We start from the raw sequence: 22,757 nt of genomic DNA, 5'->3' as shown, positions 1-22,757 counted from the left end.
TCGGGGTACCACTCCCGAAGACGATGATTAGCTCGCCGCTGGTTTGTGTGATCAACTCTTGAGGGTGAGCGCTGTCCTCGGGAGCCTGATCGCCGTCCTCGGAACTTTGATGGGGTCCTTCAGCACCTACCTGTTCCAGCAGCGGACCGCTGCGCGGGCTGAGGCGGTCGCACGCGAGGAGCTGCGGCGCCAGGAACATCTGGCCGCCTACAGTGAGTTCGCGGCCGCGGTGACCGAGCTTAAGCGCGCTGTCGTCACTGCGTGGCTGCGGCGGTCGGATCCCGCCGCACTCAACCAGGCGCTCGCTGAGGCCGACCGCCTTGGCGCTGTGGCCGAGACTGCACGCTTCCGGTTGCGGCTGGTGTCAGGTCAGCCCGAGCCGCTCGCCGACGCCGCGTTCGCACACATGGACGTACTGCGCGGCGCGGCCGACCACGGTGAGCTCAAGACCCGCGAGGCGGAGTTCGAAGCCGCAGTGTCGGCGTTCATCACGGCCGCCGCAGAGCGCCTCGCCGCCCCTCGGCGTGCCACGCCTTAGCCCAGCTACCACGGCGGCGAAGGCCCGGCCGGTGCTGCTTCTCGCCAACATTCTGCACGCTGGAAGATCGCGGAGTGCTGTCGAAACTCGGCGACAAGCGCTGCCAGAACTCGCTGACATAGCCAGGTCCCCAGCCCAGGCTGTGATAGCACGATCTCAGCGGCCGGGTGCCGGCCAAAATGGTCTTCCACCAGGTCCTCGAACGCCTCCAAGCCGCCTGAAGCGGATTCACCGCCAGCACCGTGTATCCAGCGGTCAGCAGCGCCTGCACCCACGGGCCGCGGTCGGTCTCGATCCCCACCAGGACTTCGACTTCGGCGGTGTTTCCATCGTCGCCGATCTGTCCGGCGATCATCGCGTGCAGCTTGGCCATTCCCGCCACTCCCTCGGGCAGGCGAGCCTTTGCCGGCCTGCGTCCCGAGGCGTCCATCAGCTCGACATCGTGATGCTGCTCGCCCCAGTCATCTCCCACGAACAGACGCAACGCTTCTCCTGGTCTTCGGCATCGATCAACTCAACAGCCCGCGGGAGAACCGTCAGTGAACCAATCAAGCAGTGCTCACGCTCGTAAGGGCGGGCACGACATCCCAGCGGCGATGAACTCTCCCGGCCGACCAGCGGGGGCACGATCTTTGCGGAGGACTCAACGTCCGGTAGCTGTCAGTGCTCACCGCTGACGGCTGTCAGGCCCGAGTCTGCCGCAGTGGCGGACTCGTCAAGAGTGATTAGTAGCGAGTCGGCGCAGGTCGGAGCCTTGATCGAGGAGGGGTTCCGGACTCCCGGGAACACAAGTTCCCGCACCCCCCACCCGCCGGTAGACCAGGGCCGTTGGCCCGTTCTGCCGCGGTTACAGCGTCACTCACAGCTACTTTGCCCCTGGTGACGGCGACCCGGGCACCAGGCCTGCCTGTGTGTCTCGTGGATGTCGGCAGAGGGCCGGCAGCAGGATGCAGCTGCCGGCCCTCTGGGTCGGTTACTGCTCAGCCGGTGGCGTCGTGCTCAGGACGAACCGGGCGGTGTTCTGCTCGGCGTCGGTGTGCGACCGCTGGAAGCCGGCCTTCTCAAGGACCCGGACCGAGGCGGGATTCGACAGTTCCACGTTGGCGTGGACCGTGTGGACGCCTGGTGCGGTGAGGGCGAACGCGGCCAGTGCCCGCGTGGCCTCGGGAGCGTAGCCGCGGCCCCGCCGGGAGGGCACGACGCCGTACCCGAGCTCCAGGGTGCCGTCGGTGGGCGGCCAGAACAGGCCGATCGACCCGACCACCAGACCGCCGTCGCGCTCGATGATCTGGCGGTGGCCGTAGTCGCCCAGCCACGCGGGATGTTCGGCGAACAGCCCGGCGATGACCTGGTCACCCTCGGCGGGGAAGTCCTGCGCCCAGTGCGCCGGCCGGGCGCCGTCCAGGACGGCGGTGACCTCGCCGGGGGTCCACGGCCGCAAGATGAGCCGGTCGGTGGTCAGATCGGCATCGGTCACTGAGAGAAAAGAGGAAGACACCTGAGTCTCCTGGTCGTTGGTGACGACCCGGTCCGCGCTCTAGTCCCGCGCGGACCGGACAAGGGCATGCTGAAGACGGCTGCTGGCAGCCATATTCATCAACCTCCCTCGTCATTGAGTGATCAGGCGCCCTTCGCGCCGTCGCACAGGATAATGACCCTCTGCTGGTCCGGGCAACCGCTCAATCAGGGGGCCCGCGAGCCCGCGGCGAAGAGTCGTCCGCGCCAGGTCGAACCGCCTCGTCACCGCTGAGGTGGCCACGAGGTCTCCGGTATTCAGGTGTGTCTAGGTGGACCAACCAATTACCGGAGACCTTTGTCGTTGTCGATCTAGGACCCGCCTAACGGGTCAGACCGATACAGGCCCTAGACCGCTGCGCCCGTGGCGGGCCGTGAGGGCTCGCCACGGGCCTGCGCCTGCTGGACGGGCGCGGCGACCGCCGGCGTCACGGTGCTCGTGGCCAGGGCACCGGCCGGGCCCGCCGTCGCCGTCAGCGTCGCGGCCAGGCAACCGGCGCCCAGCACGGCCACCAGTGCCCGCCTGCCAGATCTCTTCGCCATCGCTGCCTCCTGTGTGAGTCACCGCTGATCGCGCGTTCGGTGGCATCTGGTTCGCAGGCGATCGGCCATTCCTCATCACAGAAGGCCGGGTGTCACCGTCGCGTGACGCCGGCATGACCGCGCGGCGGGCATGCCGGCCGCCGGGGTCAACCGGCGTCGGTGTCCGGCGTGTCCGTGCGGGTGAAGTGGAACGGGCAGTGGGTGCCGCCCAGTCCGATGGTCGTGGCACGCTCGAACCTGAAGCCGTGCCGGTCCGGGTCGATGGCCTCGATCCAGTTGCCGTCGAACGCGCACATGGCGGGCGTCAGCTCCGGAGCGGAGTTCGCCACGAGCACGTCGTGGTAGAAGCACCGGTGGATGTCCAGCAGATAACGCCGGTCGTCGTCGGCCGTCCGCCGGAAGGTGAACGTCGAGCCGAAGGCGTACTTCTCTCGGGACTTGCTGACGGCGACCATGGTCGCGAACGGGTCCGGCGCGGCGTCCAGCATCGCCCGGTTGCTCGCCCGGATCGCCTCGCCGTACGGCTCGACCAGCGCGTCCCGCACGGCGTCGATGGCGGCCTCGCGTCCGAGGTGCGGAAGCAGCGTCTCGTACCCCGCCACCAGGGCGAGGGTGATGCGAAGGTTGTGCCGCGATGGCTCGTCGACGACCATGTGGGCGTTCGCCGTCTCCAGTTCGGCGTGCCGGGCGCGTATCGCCGGGATGAGGTCGGGCAGCGAGTGGTCGCGCAGCGTCGCCGAGATGTGGCCGAAGAAGCCGTCGATGAGCTCGGTCATCTCGCGCTCGGGGTCGGGAACGTAGTCGCCGCCGGTCATTTCGTAGTGGTCGGTGGACATCATGGTCCTTTCGGGAGGGGCTCGGTCCCGAAGTACGACCTGACGTCGCGCATGGCGGAGCCGGGCCGTGCTCGCGACCGAGCGAGCACGCCGGCGCACTCCACCGACCTACCTGGCGCCGACGAACCTCAATGGATTCTGTCGCCTCGATCATGGCATGGCGGTTCGTCCTGTGTCGAACCACGCCCTGCGCCGCCCGGCCAGAGGTGGGCCTTCAGGCGGAGATGTCGCCGGTGTCCGGGCTGGGGGAGGGGACGTCTCTGCGGATGTACCACTCGGTGGCGAGCAGCCGGTCGCGGGTGGACGGGGGGAGGGCGGAGAACCTGGTCATGCTGCCGTCGCGCTGAACCTCCCGGCTGATGCGGGGTCGTCGGCGATGAAGACCGCGATGGTGCACCGGGCGCCGGGCCGGGAGTCGAAGTACCAGTTCACCTGCTGTCTGAAGTGGCCAGGGATGGTGCCGACCTGCAACACCAGAGCCCTCCGGTGCAGCCGTCGCCTCTCCGGCCTCCGTCGAGAGAACACCGCCATCACCGAGACACCGGCACAGGCCGAGCCGCCAAGAAGGCTCAGTTCTGCACGACCGCTGTACCCTCGCCGGACGGCCGGTCGACCGGTTCCCTTCGGTGCGGCCGGCGCCGCACGTCCTTTGTGACAAGCCCCGCGCAGCACGCGGATGATGCGGCACAGCCGACCGCCACCCCGGCGACTGCCAGCTTCAGCGCGACCTGATCCGGTGCCCCCGGCGGCGGCCCCAGCCGACCGTCGACGTGGCCACGCGGGTCGATCGTCATGACGACCTGCGTTCCCACCGGCGACTGCTCCCCCTGGAGCTGGTGCGTGCTCCCGTCCGGCAGCCGTACGACGACCCCGGAAGCGGTGCCGTCCGGGGTCGTCGACTCCCACTGCCGGGTCACGACGCCGGTCATCGCGATCCCGCGGTCATGCAGAGCCTGCTGATCGGAGTCCTGCCACCCGAAATACAGCACACCGCCATACGCACACAGAAGGAGCAGACCCATGCTCCCTCCGAGGACGTAGGACGCTTTCTCGCAGCCACGGGAGTGCAGATACACAGCCGCCAGCCCGGGGACGACCAAGGAGACCGCCGCCCCGCCGCACGCGATGAACACGGCGATCAGGACCCGGTGCCCGTGCGCCCACAGAGTCAGCACCGCCCATGCCGTGAACAGGGTGAATCCGGTCGCCGCGAACGACCCCATGGCGAACGCTCCCAGCCACCCCCCAGTCCGCCCGACCGTCCGCAGCACGGCCGGCCCCCACGAACTCACCATGCCGCCAGCGTGCCGCGCCTCCTGGCCACGAGCAAGCTCCCCTTCGCGCAGATTTCAGCCAATGCGTGGCACCGGTAGCGGCTCCGGCGAGTCCCACTGCGGTGCGCCCGAACCTCGGCACTCCATGAGCCTCCGCCAAAGGCAGGCGGAGGCTGAGCGCCGCGAATCCGGCCTATGACGCTCCGGGCCGGATCACCCCTGGGGGCCGCCGCAGTCGTATCCCATAGTTGGCCGTCCCGATGAGCGCCGGCCTGGGCAGTGAGCGGAGTCTCGCCCCCAGCCGAAGCCACTCTGGGGGTTGCCAGAATCCTCCCCGCGCGACACCGTGATCGGTGTGCTCGCCTCTCTCGCTTGCCCGTCCTGCATGGCCCCGACTGGCCGCGATCGCCGTCGTGGTGACGGCCGCCCACGCCTGCCGCACCTTCACTGCGCCGCCCTGACCCTGGCCACCCTCCCGCTTGCGTGGATAACGCAGCGCTTCAGCACTGCCGACATCGCCCGCCCCCGCAGGCGGCCCAACGTCGTCCTTGACGACTGCGGCTACGACCATGACCAAGAAGCCTTGAGCCATGGGCGGCGTGGTGGCGAACCGGTGGCCGTCGACGAGTTGGTCGTCAATCTCCGTATTGACGCCCTTGGCCTGCGCCGCCGATGTTCAGGCCGCCGTGGTTCGCCTCGTCGGACGGGACTGGCCGACGGTTCTTCCGCCGGCGACACGATGAGGCGAGCTCGTTATCTTCGACCTCGATGAGGCAATGGTGACGAATCTGGAGCACGTCGCGGATCACCTGCTGATGAGTCGGCCGGACACGGCTTTCGGTGACCTCCGTGACGAGCTGGCGGAATGCGTGGCGCGGCTGCGCGAGGCGGTCTCCGCCGAACTCGGTGACGCGCCGGAGTGGCGCGTCTTTATTAAGCACGCCGACTCCTTCTTCGACTTCCCCCCTGAGCGGGTGCGGCGCGCACTGACGAAGAAGATCGAACGGAGGGCCCGGCGTGATGACCACTTCGCCGGGGATCTGGCCGCGCTCCTAGCGGAGCTCGCCCGCCTGGGCGCGGTGGACAGCTTGATCGGGCACCTGGCGAATCGCGAACGGTTCGGTCTGCGGCATGCCTTCTCCATGGCGATCGACCTGGGGCTGCGCGCTGAGGCTCGCAACGCCCTCGCCGCCTGTGACCGGCTGACGGCGGCCGTCGTCCGGATCCTCGGCGCCGATCATCCCTGCGCGTTGGCGGCCCGGCAGAGCCTCGCGGGCCTCTACCGAGACATCGGGCGGCTTCGAAGGGCGACCACGATGCTCGACCGGATCGCCGCGGATCGTGCCCGCGTCCTGGGCCCCGACCATCCGGACACTCTCACCACCCGCGCCCATCAGGCGCTGTGGCGAGGACACGGCGGCGACGCGCCCGCCGCAGTGGCGATGATCGCGCAGTTGCTCCCCGAGTACACCCGGGTCCTGGGCGCCGATCATCCGGACACGCTGACAGTGCGGGGCCACCTGGCCGAATGGAAGGGCAAGGCAGGCGACTGGGCGGCCGCCAAAGCGCTGACGGAATCCCTGCTCGCCGACCGCACCCGGACGCTCGGCGCGGAGCACCCCGACACGCTGAAGGCACGCGAGAACCTCGACTACTGGTGTGAACGGCTCTGTGAAGGCGACTCCGCTTCGCGGAGCGGCCAGGCCGGGTGAGCTTGAGCCGCCCCGCGCGAGGTGTAACCGGGGGCCATTACACCGTGCCTTCCGCCAGGTCGAACAGCTCCTCAGCGTGACCTACGCGAACGCGTCATGCTCCTCACCTCGTCGGCGGGCGCGTTCATCGCTCCGCCGATTGTCGCGCTCGTGGTCGAGCGTGGTGCAGGGCTCCGCTCGGCGAGGACGTCCTTGAACCGGGCCAGCACCTTCGGCTGGTGGAGCAGCCCGGCGAATGCGAGCATGATCGCGACGTGCAGGGCGAGGCCGTGGGCGACGCAGGCGCGCAGGTTCGCCTCCACGGTCCGCTGGGGCGGATCGTCAGGTCGGCCAGCCGCCCGCGGCGGCGGTGGACGTGGCGAATTCGGCGAAGGTCCGCGGGGGGCGGCCAAGGGCACGTCCCACGCCGTCGGAAACGTACTCGTCCTTACCTTCCCTGAGCGGCTCGATGACATCCGCGAAGGATTCGGCGTCCGCGGGCGGCAATCCCTGCTGAACGAGTTCCGCGACGTAGTCCTCGACGGAGAGCGGCACGTAGCGGATTTCGCGGCCGGTGGCCTCGGAGATCGTGGCGACCGCCTCGGTCAGCGTCACCGCCCGGGGGCCGGACAGCTCGTAGACCTGGCCCGCGTGCCGGTCCTCGGTCAGCGCGGCGACCACCACCGCGGCGATGTCCTCGGCGTCGACGAAGGCGGCGGCTCCGTCGCCGGCGGGCAGCCGCAGCTCACCCGCGCGAATGGCGTCCGCGAAGAAGCCCTCGCTGAAGTTCTGCGCGAACCAGCCCGGCCTGCTGATCGTCCACTCCACACCGCTCTCCCGCACGGCGGCCTCGCTGTCGAGGATGTCCTCCAGGATGCCGCCGCTGTCCTTGGCGTAGCCGGGCAGGTCGATCCCGCGCCCGGAGGCGAGCACGATCCGCCGCACCCCATGCCGCACCGCCCGCTCGACGAAGGGGCGAACGAGGTTCGTGCCGTCCAACTGCACGATGTAGACGGACCGCACACCCTCCAGGGCGGCATCCCAGGTGCTTTGGTCGGTCCAGTCGAAGACGACCTCGCCGGTGCGAGCCGCCGCTCGAACCGGCAGTCCCTTGGCCCGGAGCCGGCCGACGACGCGGCGGCCGGACTTACCCGTCGCGCCGGTTACCAGAATCGGATGTTCAGACATGATCCCAGCCAACCAGGTGCGGATGAGACGAGCCATGCCCAGAGAGCTCTCGTTGATGTCTGGACGTCTATATTGGGGGCTGTGGACGCCGTGTCCGATCTGTTGGCGGAGGTGCGGGCGCGCGGCGCCGTCTTCCGGCGGACCATCATGCGGCCGCCCTGGGCACTGCGGATGGCCAGCGGTGCCCCGCTGACGCTGGCCACGATGCTGAACGGCCACGCCTGGATCGTTTCCGACCGGCACGAACCGGTGCCCATCGGCGTCGGCGACATCGCCGTCATCCGGGGCGATGCGCCCTACACGGTCACCGACGCCCCCGGCACGACCCCCTCGCTGGTGGTGACCAGCGCCGACTACTGCCCGGGAGCCGAAGGTGTCGAGCACGCCGCCGGACCCGCCCGGACCTGCGGCACGCCCACCGATGGGGCCGCCGTCCTGGTCAGCGGGGCTTTCGAGCGCCGGGGAGAACTCAGCGACCGGCTGCTGCACGCCCTGCCCGCGGTGCTGGTGGTGCCGGCCGAGAGCAGCCCCTACCCGTCGGTGGAGATGCTGGCCGAGGAAGTCGCCAGAGACCGACCGGGACAGCAGCTGGTGCTGGACCGGCTGCTGGATCTGATGCTGGTCTCCGCGCTGCGTTCCTGGTTCGACGGTCCGGACTCCGACGCCCCGGCCTGGTGCCGGGCACTGGACGACCCGGTCGTGGGCGCCGCACTGCGGCTGCTGCACGACGAACCCGCCCACCCGTGGACGGTGGCGGATCTGGCAGCCGAGGTAGGGATATCACGGGCGGCGCTCGCCCGGCGGTTCACCGCGCTGGTGGGCGAACCACCGATGTCCTACCTCGCGAGCTGGCGGATCGCCCTGGCCGCGGACCTGCTGCGCACGACGGACCATACGGTGGGCACGATCGCGAGAAAGGTCGGTTACGCCAACGCCTTCGCGCTGAGCGTGGCGTTCAAACGGCTACGCGGCACGCGCCCCAGTGACCACCGGGCGGGGAATCGGCGCACCGGTCCTGATGAGCCCACTGTGTCCGACGCTCGACCCGAGCCGGCCAGGCGGTAGCTCGACACCCGTACCGGCCACCCGGCGGACGGTGGCGGGGCGCGGTCGCCGCCGGCAGGGTCGCTCTCAGGCGCCGGGTCGACCGGTGCGGGCCTCCGCAGCGGCCTTCAGGTCGCGCCAGCCATGCTTCGAGGCCCGCGCCGAGGGCCGCGGTGGCAGTGGGGACGTCCTCGATGGTGTCCGCAGCGGCCTTCGCGGATGTCGGCCAGGACCTGCCCGGCCTTCCCGGCGTTCTGACGGGCGCGGCACCGGTCGCGGTAGGCCGCTTGGCGGCAGGCGGTGGAGCAGTACCGCGGGGATCGGCTCTCCGGCCGGCGCAGGACAGCGCCGCAGCGGGTGCCGCCGGAATACGGCTGACATGGGCCGCCGAACCGCAGGGACTTCTTGGGCACAGGTTTTCGGACGGCGTTCGCGCAGGCGGGCTCGCCGTCCGAGAACAAGTCTGAACGGCGAATGGCTAGCCTCACAACGCCGCAGGTCAGAGACCCAGCGGCCCGAATCTGCCGTATTCCGGTGGCACCCGTTGAACGCCTCGGCTTCTCGACACGTTTTCAACGCGCCGCGAGAGGCGTGGGGGCAGCTCGGATGTGTCGCCCCACGCCAGTCACTTGGACGATCGTGTTGCGGTCCGATAGGCGTCGTCGAGTAGCCGCGCGACACTCACGGGCTGACGTGGAGACGGGGGGTCCCAGCTGGCTTGACCGCGGATGTCGGCGATGAAGGCCCGAAGCGCCGTTCGGGCATCCGGGCCCTCGCCAGTCCAGCTCGGACCGCTGGCCAGTGTCAGCGTGCCGTCGTCCACGGTCGCCGTGTCGACTGTCCCCTCAAGCAGGACGCGCAGGCCGCCGGGATGTGTGTCCCAACTGGCGGTGATCGTCGCGTGGACATCGTCATCCCAGGCGAGCACCGCGCTGCCGCCGATGTCAAGCTCCAGTGCGGGGACGGTTGTGAGCTGCGCCTGCCTGACTCTAAGGCGGTGATCAGGGCGCAGCCACAACAGCGTGTCGAGCAGATGGGTGCCGAGGTCGCCGAAGCCGCCAAAGCCCGCCTGATCCGGATCGATCATCCACGCCGCCGGTCCGCTGAACACCCCGTCCCGCCATCCCGAATGGCCGAACTCGGCGTGCACACGGACCAGTCGGCCCAGCCTCCCATCTCGGAGCAGGTCGCGCACTCGCCGCAAGGCGGGCAGGCATCGCAGGAAGTACCCTGTAGCGAAGGGGACACCGGCCTGCTCGATCACCGCGGCCAGGTGCCGTGACTCCTCATGGTGACGCCCCAAGGGCTTTTCAACGAAGACCGGCTTGCCCGCGCTCGCAACCACAGGAACGAGATCGACGTGCGTGCCCGTGACCGAATCGATGATCACTATGTCGGCGCGGTTCACCGCGGTCCGCAGGTCACCGACGACCATCTCACGAGGGAGCGCCCGAGTGCGCTCGGCGTCTGGATCCCACACCGCGGCCAGATGCAGCCCAGGATCTTCCTCGATCACCGCCAGGTGATCACGTACATGCACATGAGCTAGACCGATAATCGCCGCTTTCATCGACAGCATGTGAGCACTCTGCCGTACCGGTCCAGATCCGGCCAGGTCGCGGTCGGTGGGGAAGGCCTCGCGTCCCTCCAGCCATTCGACCGCCTGCCAGGTGTCAGCTATGACCCGGGGAGCAACTCGACGGCGGTCTCGGTGCCGATCGGCAGCATCAGCTGCAGCGGCGGCACGCCAAGCTTCGTCTGCCGGACGCTCTCCGGCCGAGCGCGAGCCCGGCCGTATGACACGCCCCGAACGACAGACGGCCGGGCGTTCGAACCTCGCCCGGCTCCTGCCACCCCCACCCTCCTGGCCGCCGGCGCCGCCTTCCCCAAGTCGGCGTCGGCCGATCGGAAACCCCTACGGCGCACGGCCCTGCCTTACTATGTAAAGGCCGCCACGTCGTACAACAAAAAGCGCCCGGACGACGGCAGGCGCGGGTAGGGCGTCGCGATCAGTAGGCAGGAGGAGCCAGACCACCCTGGTGGGTTACGCGCAGAGACGATCGACCTAGTTAGGGACCCCTCTTCCAGAAAGCACCACAGCCTGTGGTGGCTCTGCCCCAGTCAGGAGGACTCTCTGCTCCCGCCTCGACTGGGTTCGCGAACCCCTTCCGAGAGGGTTTAGAGCACCATCCCTTCGCAGATACGGGGAGATATCTCCGGTGAGCAAGTAGGAACTTCCCCCTTCCACCTGATCCCTCGCCCCCGGCGTCGCGTGGGCGGCCGGCCGTATGCGACACAGCGGTGTGTAACCCGGCCAGACCGATCAGGATGATGCGATGACGCCCTTGCCCACACTGCCGCCATGCCGCCATCGCCAAAGGCGCCCAGGCCGCCGAGGTCCGCCTGCCCGCGCCCCGCGCAGGTGGGCGCCCAGAGCATGGGGCAGATCCTGACAGCCTTTCCAACGGCCGAGGCCCGTCCCCCCGTCCAGCAAGGGAGCCCCTGGTGAACGCCCTACCCGACCATCTCATGGCGTTCATCGGCCACGTCGAAGCCAACATGCCCGCAGTCCTCGCATCCCAGGAATCGCACACCGCCGCCACCCCGGCCCGACTCCCGCTCACAACGGGATCCGCCCGCACGCCCACCCGCCAGGGCCGCACCCCTTTCGCGCAGACGACCGGTCGGTAAAGTTCCTGGACCTGGCCACCGTTGACCATCCGCACCCGGTATGCATCCGCGCGACCGCCCCAGTGCCCGGCCCCCAGCACGTAGGCGGGCCCTGCCCCGATGTGTGGACACCTCGAGTACCGGATGATGGAGATCCGGAGACGAGGAGTTCCACGTGGCGATGAAGTCGTATCCGCCAACAAAGTCCTGGTAGGGCCCGTGCCGAAAGAGGGCCAGGCGGTTGCGTTGCTCTCACTGTAGGCGGCGGGCGTTGACCTCTTGGTCGAGCCGCCAGGTGTGTCCGCCGTCGGCCGATCGTTCGCTTCGCCAGTAGAAGGTGTCGGCGGTGATGTCGGTGAAGATCCAGCGGATGAGTTCGCTGCCCGCGGCGCGTTCCATGACGATCTCATCGTCGACCTGGCGGGCGTACATGTGCACCAGTTCGCCGCGGGCGGTGCCGTGGAATGTGAACCGCCACAGTTGCAGGCGCGGATCCCAGATTCGCACGCACAAGCCGCACTGCCGGTCGGTAGAGCGACCCGTGTCCGGAAGTTCCTCGGGCCCGGGCCATCGCCAGACATCCAGGACTGCTCTACCTTCCAGGGCGTAGCCGAACTCCCATTCACCGCTGACTCGGCGGGCTGGTGAGCGGTCGGCGGGGTAGTAGGTGATCTGGGTCGCCCAGTGTCCGGCCAGACGTCCGAACTGCTCCATCTCGGTCGCGTAAAGGTTGCTGGGGCCGTCGGCGAGCAGCGTTTTCATGCGTGTGTCTCCACGGTCGCAAGAGGGGCCAGGGCGGAGGCGAGGCAGTCGACGATGGGAGCGGCGTACACGCCCTCCGGGTCGAGTTCCGGATCGTAGATGGCGACGTCGAGTCCCACCACCCGGCCGGTGCCGACCAAGGCCGAGATGAGTTCGGCGAGCTGGGAGAAGTCCAGGCCGGGACGGCCGGGAGAGTCCACCGCGGGCAGGACGCGTTCGTCGAGCACATCGAGGTCGATATGGAGCCAGACGCGATCCAGCCCACGCAGCTCCAAGCGGCTGACGACCCGATCAACCAGATCGGCGGTGCCGATCCGGGTGATCTCCTGGGCGGTGAACCGGGTGACCGGAGGCGTCTCCTCATCGTCCCGGTCGCCGATCTGGACCACGTCTTCGTCTGAAACCAGCGGTCGGCCTACCGTCGGCCAGTGGGTGAGCAGCAGCTCGCCACGGCCGGTGGCCAGGGCCAGATCCATCCCCGCCGCTGAACCGAGGGACGAACTGGCGTCGTAGTTGCCGGGATGCCGGAAGTCGCTGTGCCCGTCGAGGTGAACCAGTCCGCAGCGTCCGTCGCGCCGGGCCCCCAGCAGGCACCCCAGCAGGATGCTGCAGTCGCCGCCCAGCACGACCGCGAACCGGGAGGCGGCGAGCGCGGCCTGGACCGCCTCGCCAAGCCGCAGCGTGTGCTCGCGGATGGTCACCCCGTTGCGGATGTGGGTCGCCGGCTGGGCCTGGAACTCGTACGGCGGACGGTCCAGCTCAACTACCCGGGCCGGTCGCAACCGCGCTTCCAGCCCCGCCGACAGCAGCGCTTGCGGGGCTCGCCACGTTCCGGGCTCGTGCCCCGGCGCGGGCGGTCGCAGGCCGAGATTTGAGGGGGCCGCGATGAGCTCAACGGCGGCAGCCATAGCCGTCTCCTTTCACGTTCAAACCGGATAACAGGTCTACACTGGTTGGATGAAGCGAGGCAAGTCCGTGAAAGGCGGTCATGCGTGACTGGGACCATTCAGGCTCACACCTTCAGGCCCCGCGACCTGGTCGGCGGGCACATCGTCATCGACCTGCTGAACACGGTCACGGCTCGTGACGCGGAGCCGATCGACTGGCTCGACGGCTACCCGCGCCTGCTTGAGTGGGCAGCCCTCACTGGTCAGTTCGACGTCACCACCCTCACGGACTTGCGGCGGCTGGCCGAGACCGAACCCGTCAGAGCCGCACTGGCCCTGGACCGCACTCGCGAGCTACGCGAGGCTCTGCACGATCTCATCACGGTACTGATCCACCAAGGCGCTCCAGTCCCTGCGGAGGCGGTCGACCAGGTCGAGGATCATTGGAAGCATGCGGTCGCCAGCGCTCGCCTCACCGTCCGCGGGAAAACGCCGCAGCTCTGGGTCAGCGTTGAGACCTCGGGGCTTGAGTACCTCAACCACGAACTCGCCCTGCAGGCGTTCGACCTGCTCCGGTCACTGCCGCTGGAACGCACCCGCGTCTGCCCTGGTCTGCGATGCGGCTGGGTGTTCATCGACGGCTCCCGAGGCGGGCACCGCCGGTGGTGCGATATGGCCACGTGCGGGAACTTGGCCAAAGGCCGAACCCACTACCAGCGGAAACGACAAACCGCGAGCCAACAGGGCCACCATCAGCCGCCCGACGACCAGTAGCTCTTCACCGGACCTGGTTCTCGATGGTGGAAGGGTCGCATGACGTTGAACAGGTGGGTGGCCATGCTGGCGCCGGCCTCGAACGCCTGGTGTACTTCGTCGTAGCTGGCTTCGGTGTGCCCTACCGCCACTACCGCGCCGGAGGCGACGACCTCGCGGACGAGGTCCATCCCGCCGTCCAGTTCGGGGCGAGGGTAACGGTGCGGATGGCGAGCAGGGGCCGCAACGCGTTGACGTCCGGTGCGAGGAAGTAGTCATTGCGATGGCGCCCCGACCGGACGCGGCAGGCCGTCTCCGGTCGTCGAGGTGCGTCCCGACGGGCCCGTGGCCGTCGCCGTCCAGTTGAGTGCGGACCGGATAACGGTCAGCCTCGTCGGTCTGGATCGCAGGATCACTCACGTTCGCAAGCACGCTCTGGACGGCTCTGAGACGGACCCCGCCACCCTCATACCGGCACTGGCGGACGCGGTTCCGATGCGGTCTGCGCGTGGCTGCCTGGGAACGTACGCCGACTCGCGTGCGCTGCTACGTGCCGCTGGTCGGCGCCGTCATCCCGGCCATGAAGACACCGTCACCGAGATCTTCGATGACGCCGCGGCCGGTGACCGTGCCGCGCGGGAGGCGATCCGCCTCACCGTCGGCCATCTGTGACGGGGTTGACCAGTCTCGTCAATATGCTCGCCCCGGAGCGCGTGGTACTCATGGGCTTTCTGGCCGACCTGTATCGGGTCGCCAAGGACTTCGTGCGCGATGGGCTGATGGCGCCCTCCGCCGTCGCTCGCGCCGGCCAGATCGGCATCGTCACAGGCGACCTTCGACCTGCCACTCTCGTGGGCGCAGCCGAAAGAGCCTTCGCCCCGCTGCTGAGGCAACCACGTACCATTCTGCGCGCCGACCCGTCATGAGGCCGAAATCAGCAGACGCAACCGCCTCGGGGCCGGCCGAGGATCTACTGCCAGGCGCACGTTGGGCGGGGCCGTGATCGCCCTCGTCAGCGACATGCTTATCCCTTTCTCTCGTACCTGGTCTGCCCCCTGCATGGCTTGTGACCTGCGAAAATCAGATCGCCGGCGGCATCCCGAAGAAGCGGGCGCGTGCCCTGCACCCGCACATGCTGCGCGCCACCGTGCTCACCCAACTGCTCGAGGAAGGCGTTCCGGCCGACCGGGTCAAGGACATCGCGATGCACGCCTCGGTCGACACCACGCTGCGCTACGACCGGCGCCGCACCTCGCTCACCGGACACCCGCTGTATGTATGGCCTGGAGGACAAGTACGACAAGGGGGACAGGGCCGTGACGTCGATGAGCAGTAGAGGGGTACCACCGGTAGTGCTGCTGGATTGAACGCTAAGGAATGATCTTGGTCCTCCGCCGGAAATGGAGTGGGAGCCAGTCGCCTACGACGCCGGTGGCTCGGTGGTTTGTTCGTCGTGCTTGCGCAGCGTGCGCATGCCGGGCGCGGGTGACTGACGCCATCGCCGAGGTGACCGAGGGCTTCCTTCACGAAACGCACGCGGCATGAACCGACGCCTGTCGACTGGATCGAACGGGCTAAGCCTGTCGATCATGACGGGACCGAGAACGAGGCTCCCGCTGGCGCGCCGGGCTCACTCGATTCCCGGCCGCAATGCTACGAACCGGGCCGGAAGCCGGGGTTCCATCTGCTCAGAGCAGATCTGCCCCAGGCGGATCAAGTCGACGCCGGCCCGGATGGCCTTTCATGATGGAACGCATGAGCGGAGAATCGAATCTTCCACTGTTCAATGCGCAGGTAAGGCGCGAGCTTTACGACCAGCGTGTTCTCGTTCTCGATGGCCCTCTCGATGACGACAACGGGACACTGCTGGCCACGCAACTGATAGCACTAGCCACGCAGGACGCGTCGACGGATATCGCCTTGTGGATTCACTCGCCGGGCGGGTCGGTTCCCTCGATGCTTGCGATCCGCGACATCATTCGGCTCATTCCCTGTGACGTTTCGACGCTCGTGCTGGGCATTGCTTACAGCGCCGGGCAGTTCTTGCTGTCATCAGGAGCTCGAGGGAAGCGCCGGGCTCTGCCGCACGCACGTGTCCTGATGCACCAGGGCTCGGCGGGAATCGGTGGCACCGCAGTCGACATCGAACTGCAGGCCGGCGACCTTCGGCATACTCGCGATACGGTTCTCGGTCTTATCGCCGACGACACCGGGCAGCCCGTCGAGCGCATATTCGAGGATTCTCTGCACGATCGTTGGTACACGGCTCAAGAGGCACTGGACTATGGCTTCATAGATAAAATCGTACAGAATTTCGACGAAATCGCACCGCGCAATCGCTCACGGCTCGGGTTCGGCGTCACCGAAGGAGTCGGCCAGTGACCACATACACGATTCCGAACGTCATCACCCAGAACTCTCGCGGCGAGCGGATCATGGATGTCTACTCGCACCTGCTCACCGAGCGAATCATCTATCTGGGCACCGCAATCGACGCGGGCGTCGCGAACGCGCTCATCGCGCAGCTGATTTTCCTGGAGTCGGACAATCCCGATGCCGAAATACAGTTCTACATCAACTGTGAAGGCGGGGATCCGAGCGCGATGCTCGCGATATATGACACCATGCGCTATATCCGCCCGCGGGTCTCGACAACCTGCGTTGGACAGGCCGTCGCGGTGGGTGCCGTCCTTCTCGCCGCGGGTGCCGAAGGAAAACGTGCCGCTCTCCCGCACGCACGAGTGATCCTGCACCAACCAGCCGCTCAGGGGCGCGGAGCGATCCCCGATCTCATCTTGCAAGCCGACGAGGTCGTCCGTGTCCGAGCGGACATCGAGCGCATATTGTCACGGCACACCGGCCAGACAATCGAGACCCTACGCGCCGACACCGATCACGATCGCGTGTTCACTGCGGCCGCGGCCTTGGAGTACGGACTCCTCGATCAGATCATCGAGGAGCGTTCGTAGGCCAGTGGATGATCTCGGCAAGTCACGCTACGCGGCCAGAGCGTACGCCGCCGAACAGCTAGCGCCTCTCGACGTGCTGCTCTGAGCAGACCGCAAGCTCTCGGCGACGGCAAGGGTCAGATCGACCAGGGTCACATCCAGCGCCCCGGCGACCGCGGCGATCATTTCGCTTGAGGGCTCTTTGAGGCCCCGCTCCATCTCGGAGAGATACTGCGGCGAGACTCCGGCGCGACGTGCCGTCTCGCTCAACTTCTCGCCCCGCTCGTGACGAAGGCCTCTGAGACACTCACCGAGCGCGTGCCGCCACAGCGGCTCGCGAGCCGGAGACGGCTTGGAGTTGGTCCGATCGATCGCTGGACGGAGCGGCGGGATGGAAGAGGCCATGCCTCACCTTAGGTAGATGGCGCCTTCGAGTTCGGCCGGATCCGCGCAGAGCGGAATCGTCCCCGCTCCTCCGATCCGGCGGTCACGATGAACATCCACAGCGAGGTGTCGTCCGAAGCCACCCGGAAGGCGCTCAAGAAGCTCGGCGAACAACTCCGATAGCCGTTGCTGTACGACGCCCCCGCACGAAGAGTCAAAGGCCACTTCCCGTGACGGGAAGTGGCCTTTGACCTGTGTTCACGAGTGGGCTTGATCTGGGACGAAACCGAGGGTTGAAGATCGCTTCCCGAGCCTGACATGATCGCAGCGTCGCCGCGCGGCGCCAGGCCGCCCAGGCGTCCAAGACGTCGTAGTAGGCGATCGCCTCGGCTCCGGGATGTTGGGTCATCTCCAAGACCCAACATGCCACGGTGGCCACATCGCCCCCGGTATCGGCGAGGATCTCGGCGAGATCCTCAACGTGCAGGTACAGGGTGTCGGTGATGGCCTCGCGTCCCAACACTCGCGGCCCGCCATAGATGATGAGTGGGTGCGGCGGTTCCTTTCCGACAACCCCGGCGCGGTGGTGCTGGACGTAGGGTGCGGCCTCGAGAGCCGGGTCTTCCGCATCGACCCTGCGCCCGGGCGCCACTGGTACGACGTCGACTTCGCCGGCATGATCATCCTCAGGGATCGCCTCTACCCGAGCCGGCCCGATCACACCAGTGTGGGGGCCGAGCTCACCGACGCGGCCGGCTGGAGCACATTCCGGCGGGCCAGCCCGCGATCGTGGTGGCCGACAGCCTGTTCATGTTCCTGAGCGAAGATGAGCTGCGGCAGTTCCTATGCCAGGTTGTCGACCACTTCCCACGTTCCGTCCCGACAGCCGTGAGCGGGTGGCATGCCGTATCCGGCCGCAGGAGCCACCCATCTGAGCCTTCAGCTCCTGGTATGTACGCTTACCGGTGTGAACCGCCGCCCGCACACCCGCCCTCCCGTCCTCGCGGACGTGGCGAGGGTCGCCGGCGTGTCCGTCCCCACGGTGTCCCGGGTGCTGAGCGGGTCCGCGCCGGTGAGCGCCGATAAGCGCAGGCAGGTCCTGCGCGCGATCCAGGAGCTGGGGTACCGCCCCAACGCCGCGGCGCGCGCCTTGGCGACTGGCCGGCGCTCCATCATCAGCGTGCTGACCAGCGACACCACCCGGTACGGTTATGCCAGCGCGATCCGGGGGATCGAGGAGGCCGCTCGCGCGGTCGGCCTGGTGGTCGCCCTGACGATGCTGGACGGCGACGACGAGGAGTCGGCGCGGGTGGCCGTGGACCTCGCGCTCGACCAGCCGCTCGCCGGGATGATCGTGCTCGAGTTCGATATCCAGGGCAGCCGGGCGCTGGCGGCACTGCCCGACACGCTCCCCGTGGCGGCGGTGTCCTCCGCTGGGCAGGGTAGGAGCGTCCCGCGGGCCCTGTTCGACGACTACGCCGGCGCGCGGGATGCGACGAACTACCTGCTCGGACTGGGCCATCGCACCGTGCACCACGTGGGAATACCGGCCTCCGGCCGGCCGAGCGGGCGGCTGCTGGGCTGGCGGGAGGCGCTGGAGGCTGCGGGAGCCCCGGTTCCGGAGATCGTGGAGAGCGACGGGACCCCGCGCTCGGGCCTGCAGGCCGGCGCGCGCCTGGCAGGGCGCGGCGACGTGACCGCGGTGTTGTGCGGCAACGACGAGGTCGCCTTCGGCGTGATCAAGGCCTTGCAGGACGAGGGTTCGCGGGTCCCCGAAGACGTCAGCGTCGTCGGCTTCGACGACCACCCGCTGGCCGAGATCTGGACTCCTTCGCTGACCACGATGAGCCAGGACTTCGCCGAACTGGGGCGCATGGCGGTCGACTTCCTGCTCGGCAGGCTGGCAGGCGTGCCGGTGGCGGCGGCGCGGTCGACGCCGCGCCTGGTCGTGCGCAAGAGCAGCGCTCCACCCGCCCGCTGACCTCGGCCTGGGAACCCTTGGACCGCGCACGCGTGGTCACCTTCCTTCCCGACATCTCGTGTTGAAAGCGTTATCAGTGCATTTGTCGTGGTCCCCTTGTCACATCGCTTGATAAACGCTTTCATGGCTGAACCGCACCATATGTCCGGCTTAAGGAACGTGATGACGAGCAGAACCATCCAGTGGCGTCCCGGCTCCCTCGACCTGCTCCTCGAGCGGCCCGAAGACGCTCCGGTCCGCATCGCGAGGCTCGGGACCACGTCGCCCGCACCGAGCGCCGTGGACCCGTTCCGGGTGCAGCCGCTGGTCGAGCTGATGGTTCTGGGGGAGGGCCGGGGACTGTCCAACACCCGGTTCACTGACACCGCCGCCGGATCGCGGCTCCGGTTCGCGGACGCCGTCGAGCAGGGCGACGCCGACTGGCGCGAGCTGCGGGTGAGGCAGCGTGACGAGGTGACCGGGCTGGAGACGACCAGTGTCTTTCGCGCCAGGACGGACGTCCCGGCCCTGCAGACCTGGACCGAGGTCACGAACACCGGGCAGGCGCCCCGGGTTCTGCAGATGGTGTCGTCCTTCGCCTCCGGCGCGCTGGCCGAGACGGCCGACGACGGTGACCTGACCCTGTGGCGGGCGCGCGCCGACTGGTGCGCCGAGGGCAGGTGGGCGGCCATCCCGCTGTCCGGGCCGGACGGGCTGGCGGACATCAACAGCGAACTGCACCAGCACGAGGGCCGGGGCGCGCTCGTCACGGTGAGCAAGAGCACCTGGTCCTCGGGCGAATACCTGCCCACCGGCGTCCTGGCGAGCGCCCGCACCGGCCGGGCCTGGGGCTGGCAGATCGAGCACAACGGCGCCTGGCGCTGGGAGGTGGACCGCCGCCGCGACGGGGCGAACGCCGTCTCCCTCGTGCTGAGCGGCCCCACCGACCTCGACCACCAGTGGAGCACCCGGCTGCTCCCGGGGGAGCGCTTCGTCGCTGTACCCGTGTCCGTCGCTATGTCCGACGAGGGGTGCCAGGGAGCGCTGGCCGCCCTCACCCGGCAGCGGAGGGCGATCTGCCGTGCGCATCCCACAGGCGACACGCTGCCGGTCATCTTCAACGACTACATGAACACCCTCATGGGCGACCCGACCACCGAGCGCCTGCTGCCTCTCATCGACGCCGCCGCGGAGACCGGCGCCGAGTACTTCTGCATCGACGCGGGCTGGTACGACGACGGCGGGAAATGGTGGGACAGCGTCGGCGAGTGGCGCCCCTCGACCGGCCGCTTCGCGGACGGCGGGCTCGCCCGGGTCTTCGACCACATCAGGGCCAGGGGCATGCGCCCCGGCCTGTGGCTGGAGCCGGAGGTCGTCGGGGTGCGCAGCCCTGTCGCCGCGATGCTGCCTGACGAGGCGTTCCTCAGCCGGAATAGCGAGCGGGTCGTGGAGCACGGCCGGTACTTCCTCGACCTGCGCCACCCCTCGGCGAGGAAGCATCTCGACGAGGTGGTCGATCGCCTCGTGCACGACTACGGCACCAGATTCTTCAAGCTCGACTACAACGTCACCCCGGGGCCGGGCACCGACCGGGGCGCGCTCCAACCGGGAGAGGGACTGCTCGAGCACAACCGGGCCCACCTGCAGTGGCTGGACGACCTGCTCGCCCGCCACCCGGAGGTGATCTTCGAGAACTGCGCCTCGGGAGCCATGCGGGCCGACTACGCGATGCTGTCCCGCCTCCAGCTCCAGTCCACCTCTGACCAGCAGGACTGGCGGCTCTACGCCGCCATCGCGGCGTCCGCGCCCGCCACGATGCTCCCCGAGCAGGCAGCCAACTGGGCCTACCCCCAGCCGGGAATGTCCGCGGAGGCGCTGGCCTTCACCATGATCAACGGTCTGGCCGGGCGGCTCTACCTGTCGGGGCATCTCGACAAGATGAGCCGGGCCGAGCGGGAGCTCGTCGCGGACGGAGTGGCCGTGCACAAGCGGATCAGGGGCGAGTTCGCCAGGGCCGAGCCGTTCTGGCCGCTCGGGCTGCCCGCCTGGTCCGACGAGATCGTCGCGCTGGGCCTGCGTACCGGTGACACGGTGCGCCTGGCCGTATGGCAACGCGACGGCGGGCCGCACGACATCCAGGTGGACCTGCCCGGCGCGCGCGGCCGCCGGCTGCGGGTGGAGACCGAGTATCCGGCGACCCTACCCGGCTGGCAGCACCGGTGGGACGCCTCCACCGCGCGGCTCACGATCCGTCCTGCCGCACCCGGACCGTCCGCACGCCTGCTCCGCCTCCGGCCGGAGAACTGATCCCTTTCGAGCGTGGCAGCCCTCACCTCCCACCACACACGAGGAGAACCATCCATGAAGACGCGAGGCCTTTCCCATGCGGCAGCCGTCGCCACGTGCGGGGCGCTGCTGCTGACCGGCTGCTCGGCGGGCAACCCCGGGACGTCCTCAAGCACAGCCGGGCAGGTCCCCGCGACATGGCCCGACCCGGGCGCCGGCCTGCACGGGGTGACCCTCACCCTGTGGATGTCGACGCAGACCGCCTCGATGGCTGACAACGTCATCAAGTCGTTCGAAGCCAAGACCGGAGCAAAGATCAACAAGGTCGTCATTCCCGACGTCTACGAGACCAACGCGCCGACCAAGCTGGCCACGGGCGCCAAACCGGACCTCGCCACCTGGCAGCCGACCGGCAGCATGCTCGCGCTGCTCAGGCCGGCCACTGACCTGCAGAGCCTGGACGGCGCGCCGTGGCTGGCCAAGCAGACGCCGGCCATCCAGAAGCTGGGTCTGGTGAACGGGCATCACTACGCGGCCTTCGTCAACGTCCCCTCCGTTCTCGGTGTCTTCTACAACAAGTCGGTGTTCCAGAAAGCGGGGATCACGAGCACGCCCAAGAATTTCAACGAGTTGCTCGCCGACGCCCAGAAGATCAAGGCCAAGGGGGTGGCGCCGTTCTTCGGCGCGGCCGGCGACCAGTGGCCCACCCAGTGGTGGCCGCAGGTCCTGCTGGCCGAGGCGTCGAAGAAGGGCCTGTGGGAGCGGGTCAGCCAGAACAAGGAGAAGTTCACCGATCCGGAGATCCTCGGCGCCGTCCGGCAGTTCCACGACATGGTGAAGCAGGGGCTGTTCAACAAGGACGACAAGACCTCCAAGTACACCGAGTCCGGCCCGGCACTGCTCAAGGGTGAGGCGGCGATGGTGCTGCAGCTCACCTCGTTCGCGTCGTTGATGCGGTCGACGGCGGACACGGCGACCATAGACCGGGAGATCGGCTGGTTCCCGATCTCCAAGGACGGCGACATCGCCACGTCGGTGCCCGGCGGCGACAACGCCCTGGTCGCCTTCAGGACCGGAGATCTCAAGCGGGAGTCGGGCGCCCGGCAGTTCCTGCGGTTCTGGCTGGAGACCTACTACCCCGACTACGTGAAGTCTGCCGGCACCGTGTCGATCGAGCCTGCCGTTCCGGCTCCCGCCGGGGTGCCGGAGGTCGTGAAGCAGGCCACGGCCGCGCTGGACGACGCAGCCGGCTCGATGCAGCAGAACGCCGCGGTGAACCCGGACTTCTACGTGAACCTGGCGAACATGGTCAACGGGACCATGACCCCGGAACAGGTGACCTCCACTACACAATCGCAGTTCGCCCAGCTCGCCCAGGCACTCGGGATCCAGGGCTTTTGACGGCGGCGGGGGCACGGGCCCCCTCCCGCCCCCCGCCACCACACTGAAAGGTGTGCAGGATCGCCATGATCCCTTCT

General features: G+C 68.5%; 25 protein-coding genes and 1 pseudogene. 13 read left to right on the top strand and 13 right to left on the bottom strand.

The genetic code is table 11. The features are described 5' to 3' along the window. Positions 1 to 64 precede the first annotated feature (64 nt). Positions 65 to 538: a plasmid transfer protein KilB gene (kilB, locus tag KIK05_RS34625; RefSeq protein WP_214415058.1), complete on the top strand. Its 474-nt coding sequence runs from the start codon at positions 65 to 67 to the stop codon at positions 536 to 538. Between the two features lie 196 nt (positions 539 to 734). On the opposite strand, the pseudogene KIK05_RS49530 reads toward kilB, so the two are convergent. The 6 genes and pseudogenes from KIK05_RS49530 to KIK05_RS34595 form a co-directional block, all read right to left on the bottom strand. After that, a pseudogene (locus KIK05_RS49530) lies at positions 735 to 968 on the bottom strand (IS110 family transposase); the annotation flags it as partial. A 543-nt stretch (positions 969 to 1,511) separates the two neighbouring features. Beyond that, positions 1,512 to 2,015, bottom strand: coding sequence for a GNAT family N-acetyltransferase (locus KIK05_RS34615; RefSeq protein WP_308250224.1), 504 nt, complete (start codon positions 2,013 to 2,015; stop codon positions 1,512 to 1,514). Positions 2,016 to 2,401: 386 nt separating this feature from the next. After that, positions 2,402 to 2,596 carry a hypothetical protein gene (locus KIK05_RS34610; RefSeq protein ID WP_214415056.1) on the bottom strand — a complete coding sequence of 65 codons (195 nt, stop codon included), beginning with the start codon at positions 2,594 to 2,596 and terminating at the stop codon, positions 2,402 to 2,404. Between the two features lie 146 nt (positions 2,597 to 2,742). Continuing rightward, complete coding sequence (locus KIK05_RS34605; RefSeq protein ID WP_214415055.1) at positions 2,743 to 3,432, bottom strand: L-2-amino-thiazoline-4-carboxylic acid hydrolase; 690 nt, start codon at positions 3,430 to 3,432, stop codon at positions 2,743 to 2,745. A 327-nt stretch (positions 3,433 to 3,759) separates the two neighbouring features. Continuing rightward, a complete protein-coding gene (locus KIK05_RS34600; RefSeq protein ID WP_214415054.1) occupies positions 3,760 to 3,906 on the bottom strand; it encodes a hypothetical protein in 147 nt (48 codons plus the stop codon). Positions 3,907 to 4,001: 95 nt separating this feature from the next. After that, positions 4,002 to 4,655, bottom strand: a complete 654-nt coding sequence (locus tag KIK05_RS34595; RefSeq protein ID WP_214415053.1) for a hypothetical protein — start codon at positions 4,653 to 4,655, stop codon at positions 4,002 to 4,004. Positions 4,656 to 5,485: 830 nt separating this feature from the next. Here KIK05_RS34595 and KIK05_RS34590 point away from each other — a divergent pair. Beyond that, positions 5,486 to 6,418: a tetratricopeptide repeat protein gene (locus KIK05_RS34590; RefSeq protein ID WP_214415052.1), complete on the top strand. Its 933-nt coding sequence runs from the start codon at positions 5,486 to 5,488 to the stop codon at positions 6,416 to 6,418. 71 nt (positions 6,419 to 6,489) lie between these two features. Here KIK05_RS34590 and KIK05_RS34585 read toward each other — a convergent pair whose 3' ends face one another. Beyond that, positions 6,490 to 6,720: a hypothetical protein gene (locus KIK05_RS34585; protein ID WP_214415051.1), complete on the bottom strand. Its 231-nt coding sequence runs from the start codon at positions 6,718 to 6,720 to the stop codon at positions 6,490 to 6,492. Between the two features lie 19 nt (positions 6,721 to 6,739). After that, complete coding sequence (locus KIK05_RS34580; protein WP_214415050.1) at positions 6,740 to 7,585, bottom strand: NAD(P)H-binding protein; 846 nt, start codon at positions 7,583 to 7,585, stop codon at positions 6,740 to 6,742. Positions 7,586 to 7,666: 81 nt separating this feature from the next. Between KIK05_RS34580 and KIK05_RS34575 the strand changes: the two genes are divergently transcribed. Further along, positions 7,667 to 8,650 (top strand): AraC family transcriptional regulator, encoded by a 984-nt coding sequence (locus KIK05_RS34575; RefSeq protein WP_214415049.1) that lies wholly within the window; start codon positions 7,667 to 7,669, stop codon positions 8,648 to 8,650. Between the two features lie 604 nt (positions 8,651 to 9,254). Here the strand turns inward: KIK05_RS34575 and KIK05_RS34570 are convergent. The 3 genes from KIK05_RS34570 to KIK05_RS34560 form a co-directional block, all read right to left on the bottom strand. Beyond that, the gene (locus KIK05_RS34570) at positions 9,255 to 10,208 is read right to left on the bottom strand and encodes a Gfo/Idh/MocA family protein (RefSeq protein WP_214415048.1); all 954 of its coding nucleotides are present in this window, start codon (positions 10,206 to 10,208) and stop codon (positions 9,255 to 9,257) included. Between the two features lie 1,343 nt (positions 10,209 to 11,551). Then, a complete protein-coding gene (locus KIK05_RS34565; RefSeq protein ID WP_214415047.1) occupies positions 11,552 to 12,061 on the bottom strand; it encodes a hypothetical protein in 510 nt (169 codons plus the stop codon). Continuing rightward, entirely contained in the window at positions 12,058 to 12,969 is a 912-nt protein-coding gene (locus KIK05_RS34560) for an arginase family protein (protein ID WP_214415046.1), read from the bottom strand. The genes KIK05_RS34565 and KIK05_RS34560 overlap by 4 nt, the downstream gene beginning before the upstream one ends. A gap of 84 nt (positions 12,970 to 13,053) precedes the next feature. Between KIK05_RS34560 and KIK05_RS34555 the strand changes: the two genes are divergently transcribed. After that, positions 13,054 to 13,722 carry a CGNR zinc finger domain-containing protein gene (locus tag KIK05_RS34555; RefSeq protein ID WP_214415045.1) on the top strand — a complete coding sequence of 223 codons (669 nt, stop codon included), beginning with the start codon at positions 13,054 to 13,056 and terminating at the stop codon, positions 13,720 to 13,722. Here KIK05_RS34555 and KIK05_RS34550 read toward each other — a convergent pair. Beyond that, positions 13,701 to 13,892, bottom strand: coding sequence for a hypothetical protein (locus tag KIK05_RS34550; protein ID WP_214415044.1), 192 nt, complete (start codon positions 13,890 to 13,892; stop codon positions 13,701 to 13,703). The two genes, KIK05_RS34555 and KIK05_RS34550, sit on opposite strands and share 22 nt — an antisense overlap. A 154-nt stretch (positions 13,893 to 14,046) precedes the next feature. On the opposite strand from KIK05_RS34550, the gene KIK05_RS34545 reads away from it, so the two are divergent. The 5 genes from KIK05_RS34545 to KIK05_RS34525 all read left to right on the top strand — a co-directional run bounded on the left by KIK05_RS34545 (position 14,047) and on the right by KIK05_RS34525 (position 16,670). Next, positions 14,047 to 14,373 (top strand): hypothetical protein, encoded by a 327-nt coding sequence (locus KIK05_RS34545; RefSeq protein ID WP_214415043.1) that lies wholly within the window; start codon positions 14,047 to 14,049, stop codon positions 14,371 to 14,373. Positions 14,374 to 14,396: 23 nt separating this feature from the next. After that, positions 14,397 to 14,627: a hypothetical protein gene (locus tag KIK05_RS34540; protein ID WP_214415042.1), complete on the top strand. Its 231-nt coding sequence runs from the start codon at positions 14,397 to 14,399 to the stop codon at positions 14,625 to 14,627. A 140-nt stretch (positions 14,628 to 14,767) separates the two neighbouring features. Beyond that, complete coding sequence (locus KIK05_RS34535) at positions 14,768 to 15,037, top strand: site-specific integrase (RefSeq protein ID WP_214415041.1); 270 nt, start codon at positions 14,768 to 14,770, stop codon at positions 15,035 to 15,037. A gap of 419 nt (positions 15,038 to 15,456) precedes the next feature. Next, entirely contained in the window at positions 15,457 to 16,083 is a 627-nt protein-coding gene (locus tag KIK05_RS34530) for a ClpP family protease (protein ID WP_214415040.1), read from the top strand. Further along, positions 16,080 to 16,670 carry a ClpP family protease gene (locus KIK05_RS34525; protein ID WP_214415039.1) on the top strand — a complete coding sequence of 197 codons (591 nt, stop codon included), beginning with the start codon at positions 16,080 to 16,082 and terminating at the stop codon, positions 16,668 to 16,670. Before KIK05_RS34530 ends, KIK05_RS34525 begins: the two co-directional genes overlap by 4 nt. Before the next feature lie 27 nt (positions 16,671 to 16,697). Here KIK05_RS34525 and KIK05_RS34520 read toward each other — a convergent pair whose 3' ends face one another. Next, positions 16,698 to 17,054: a helix-turn-helix domain-containing protein gene (locus tag KIK05_RS34520; protein ID WP_214415038.1), complete on the bottom strand. Its 357-nt coding sequence runs from the start codon at positions 17,052 to 17,054 to the stop codon at positions 16,698 to 16,700. A gap of 376 nt (positions 17,055 to 17,430) precedes the next feature. Here KIK05_RS34520 and KIK05_RS34515 point away from each other — a divergent pair, with 376 nt between their 5' ends. From KIK05_RS34515 to KIK05_RS34500, 4 genes are all read left to right on the top strand, one after another. After that, positions 17,431 to 17,853 (top strand): hypothetical protein, encoded by a 423-nt coding sequence (locus KIK05_RS34515; protein WP_214415037.1) that lies wholly within the window; start codon positions 17,431 to 17,433, stop codon positions 17,851 to 17,853. 147 nt (positions 17,854 to 18,000) lie between these two features. Continuing rightward, positions 18,001 to 19,014: a LacI family DNA-binding transcriptional regulator gene (locus KIK05_RS34510; protein ID WP_214415036.1), complete on the top strand. Its 1,014-nt coding sequence runs from the start codon at positions 18,001 to 18,003 to the stop codon at positions 19,012 to 19,014. A 162-nt stretch (positions 19,015 to 19,176) separates the two neighbouring features. Next, on the top strand, positions 19,177 to 21,300 hold the full coding sequence (locus KIK05_RS34505; RefSeq protein ID WP_214415035.1) for a glycoside hydrolase family 36 protein: 2,124 nt from the start codon (positions 19,177 to 19,179) through the stop codon (positions 21,298 to 21,300). Between the two features lie 54 nt (positions 21,301 to 21,354). Next, positions 21,355 to 22,680 carry an ABC transporter substrate-binding protein gene (locus KIK05_RS34500; RefSeq protein WP_214415034.1) on the top strand — a complete coding sequence of 442 codons (1,326 nt, stop codon included), beginning with the start codon at positions 21,355 to 21,357 and terminating at the stop codon, positions 22,678 to 22,680. Positions 22,681 to 22,757 lie beyond the last annotated feature (77 nt).

Origin of the sequence: Sphaerisporangium fuscum (assembly GCF_018531465.1) — a bacterium.
Taxonomy (GTDB): Bacteria; Actinomycetota; Actinomycetes; order Streptosporangiales; family Streptosporangiaceae; genus Sphaerisporangium; species Sphaerisporangium fuscum.
This window is presented reverse-complemented; position numbering and strand designations above follow the sequence as displayed.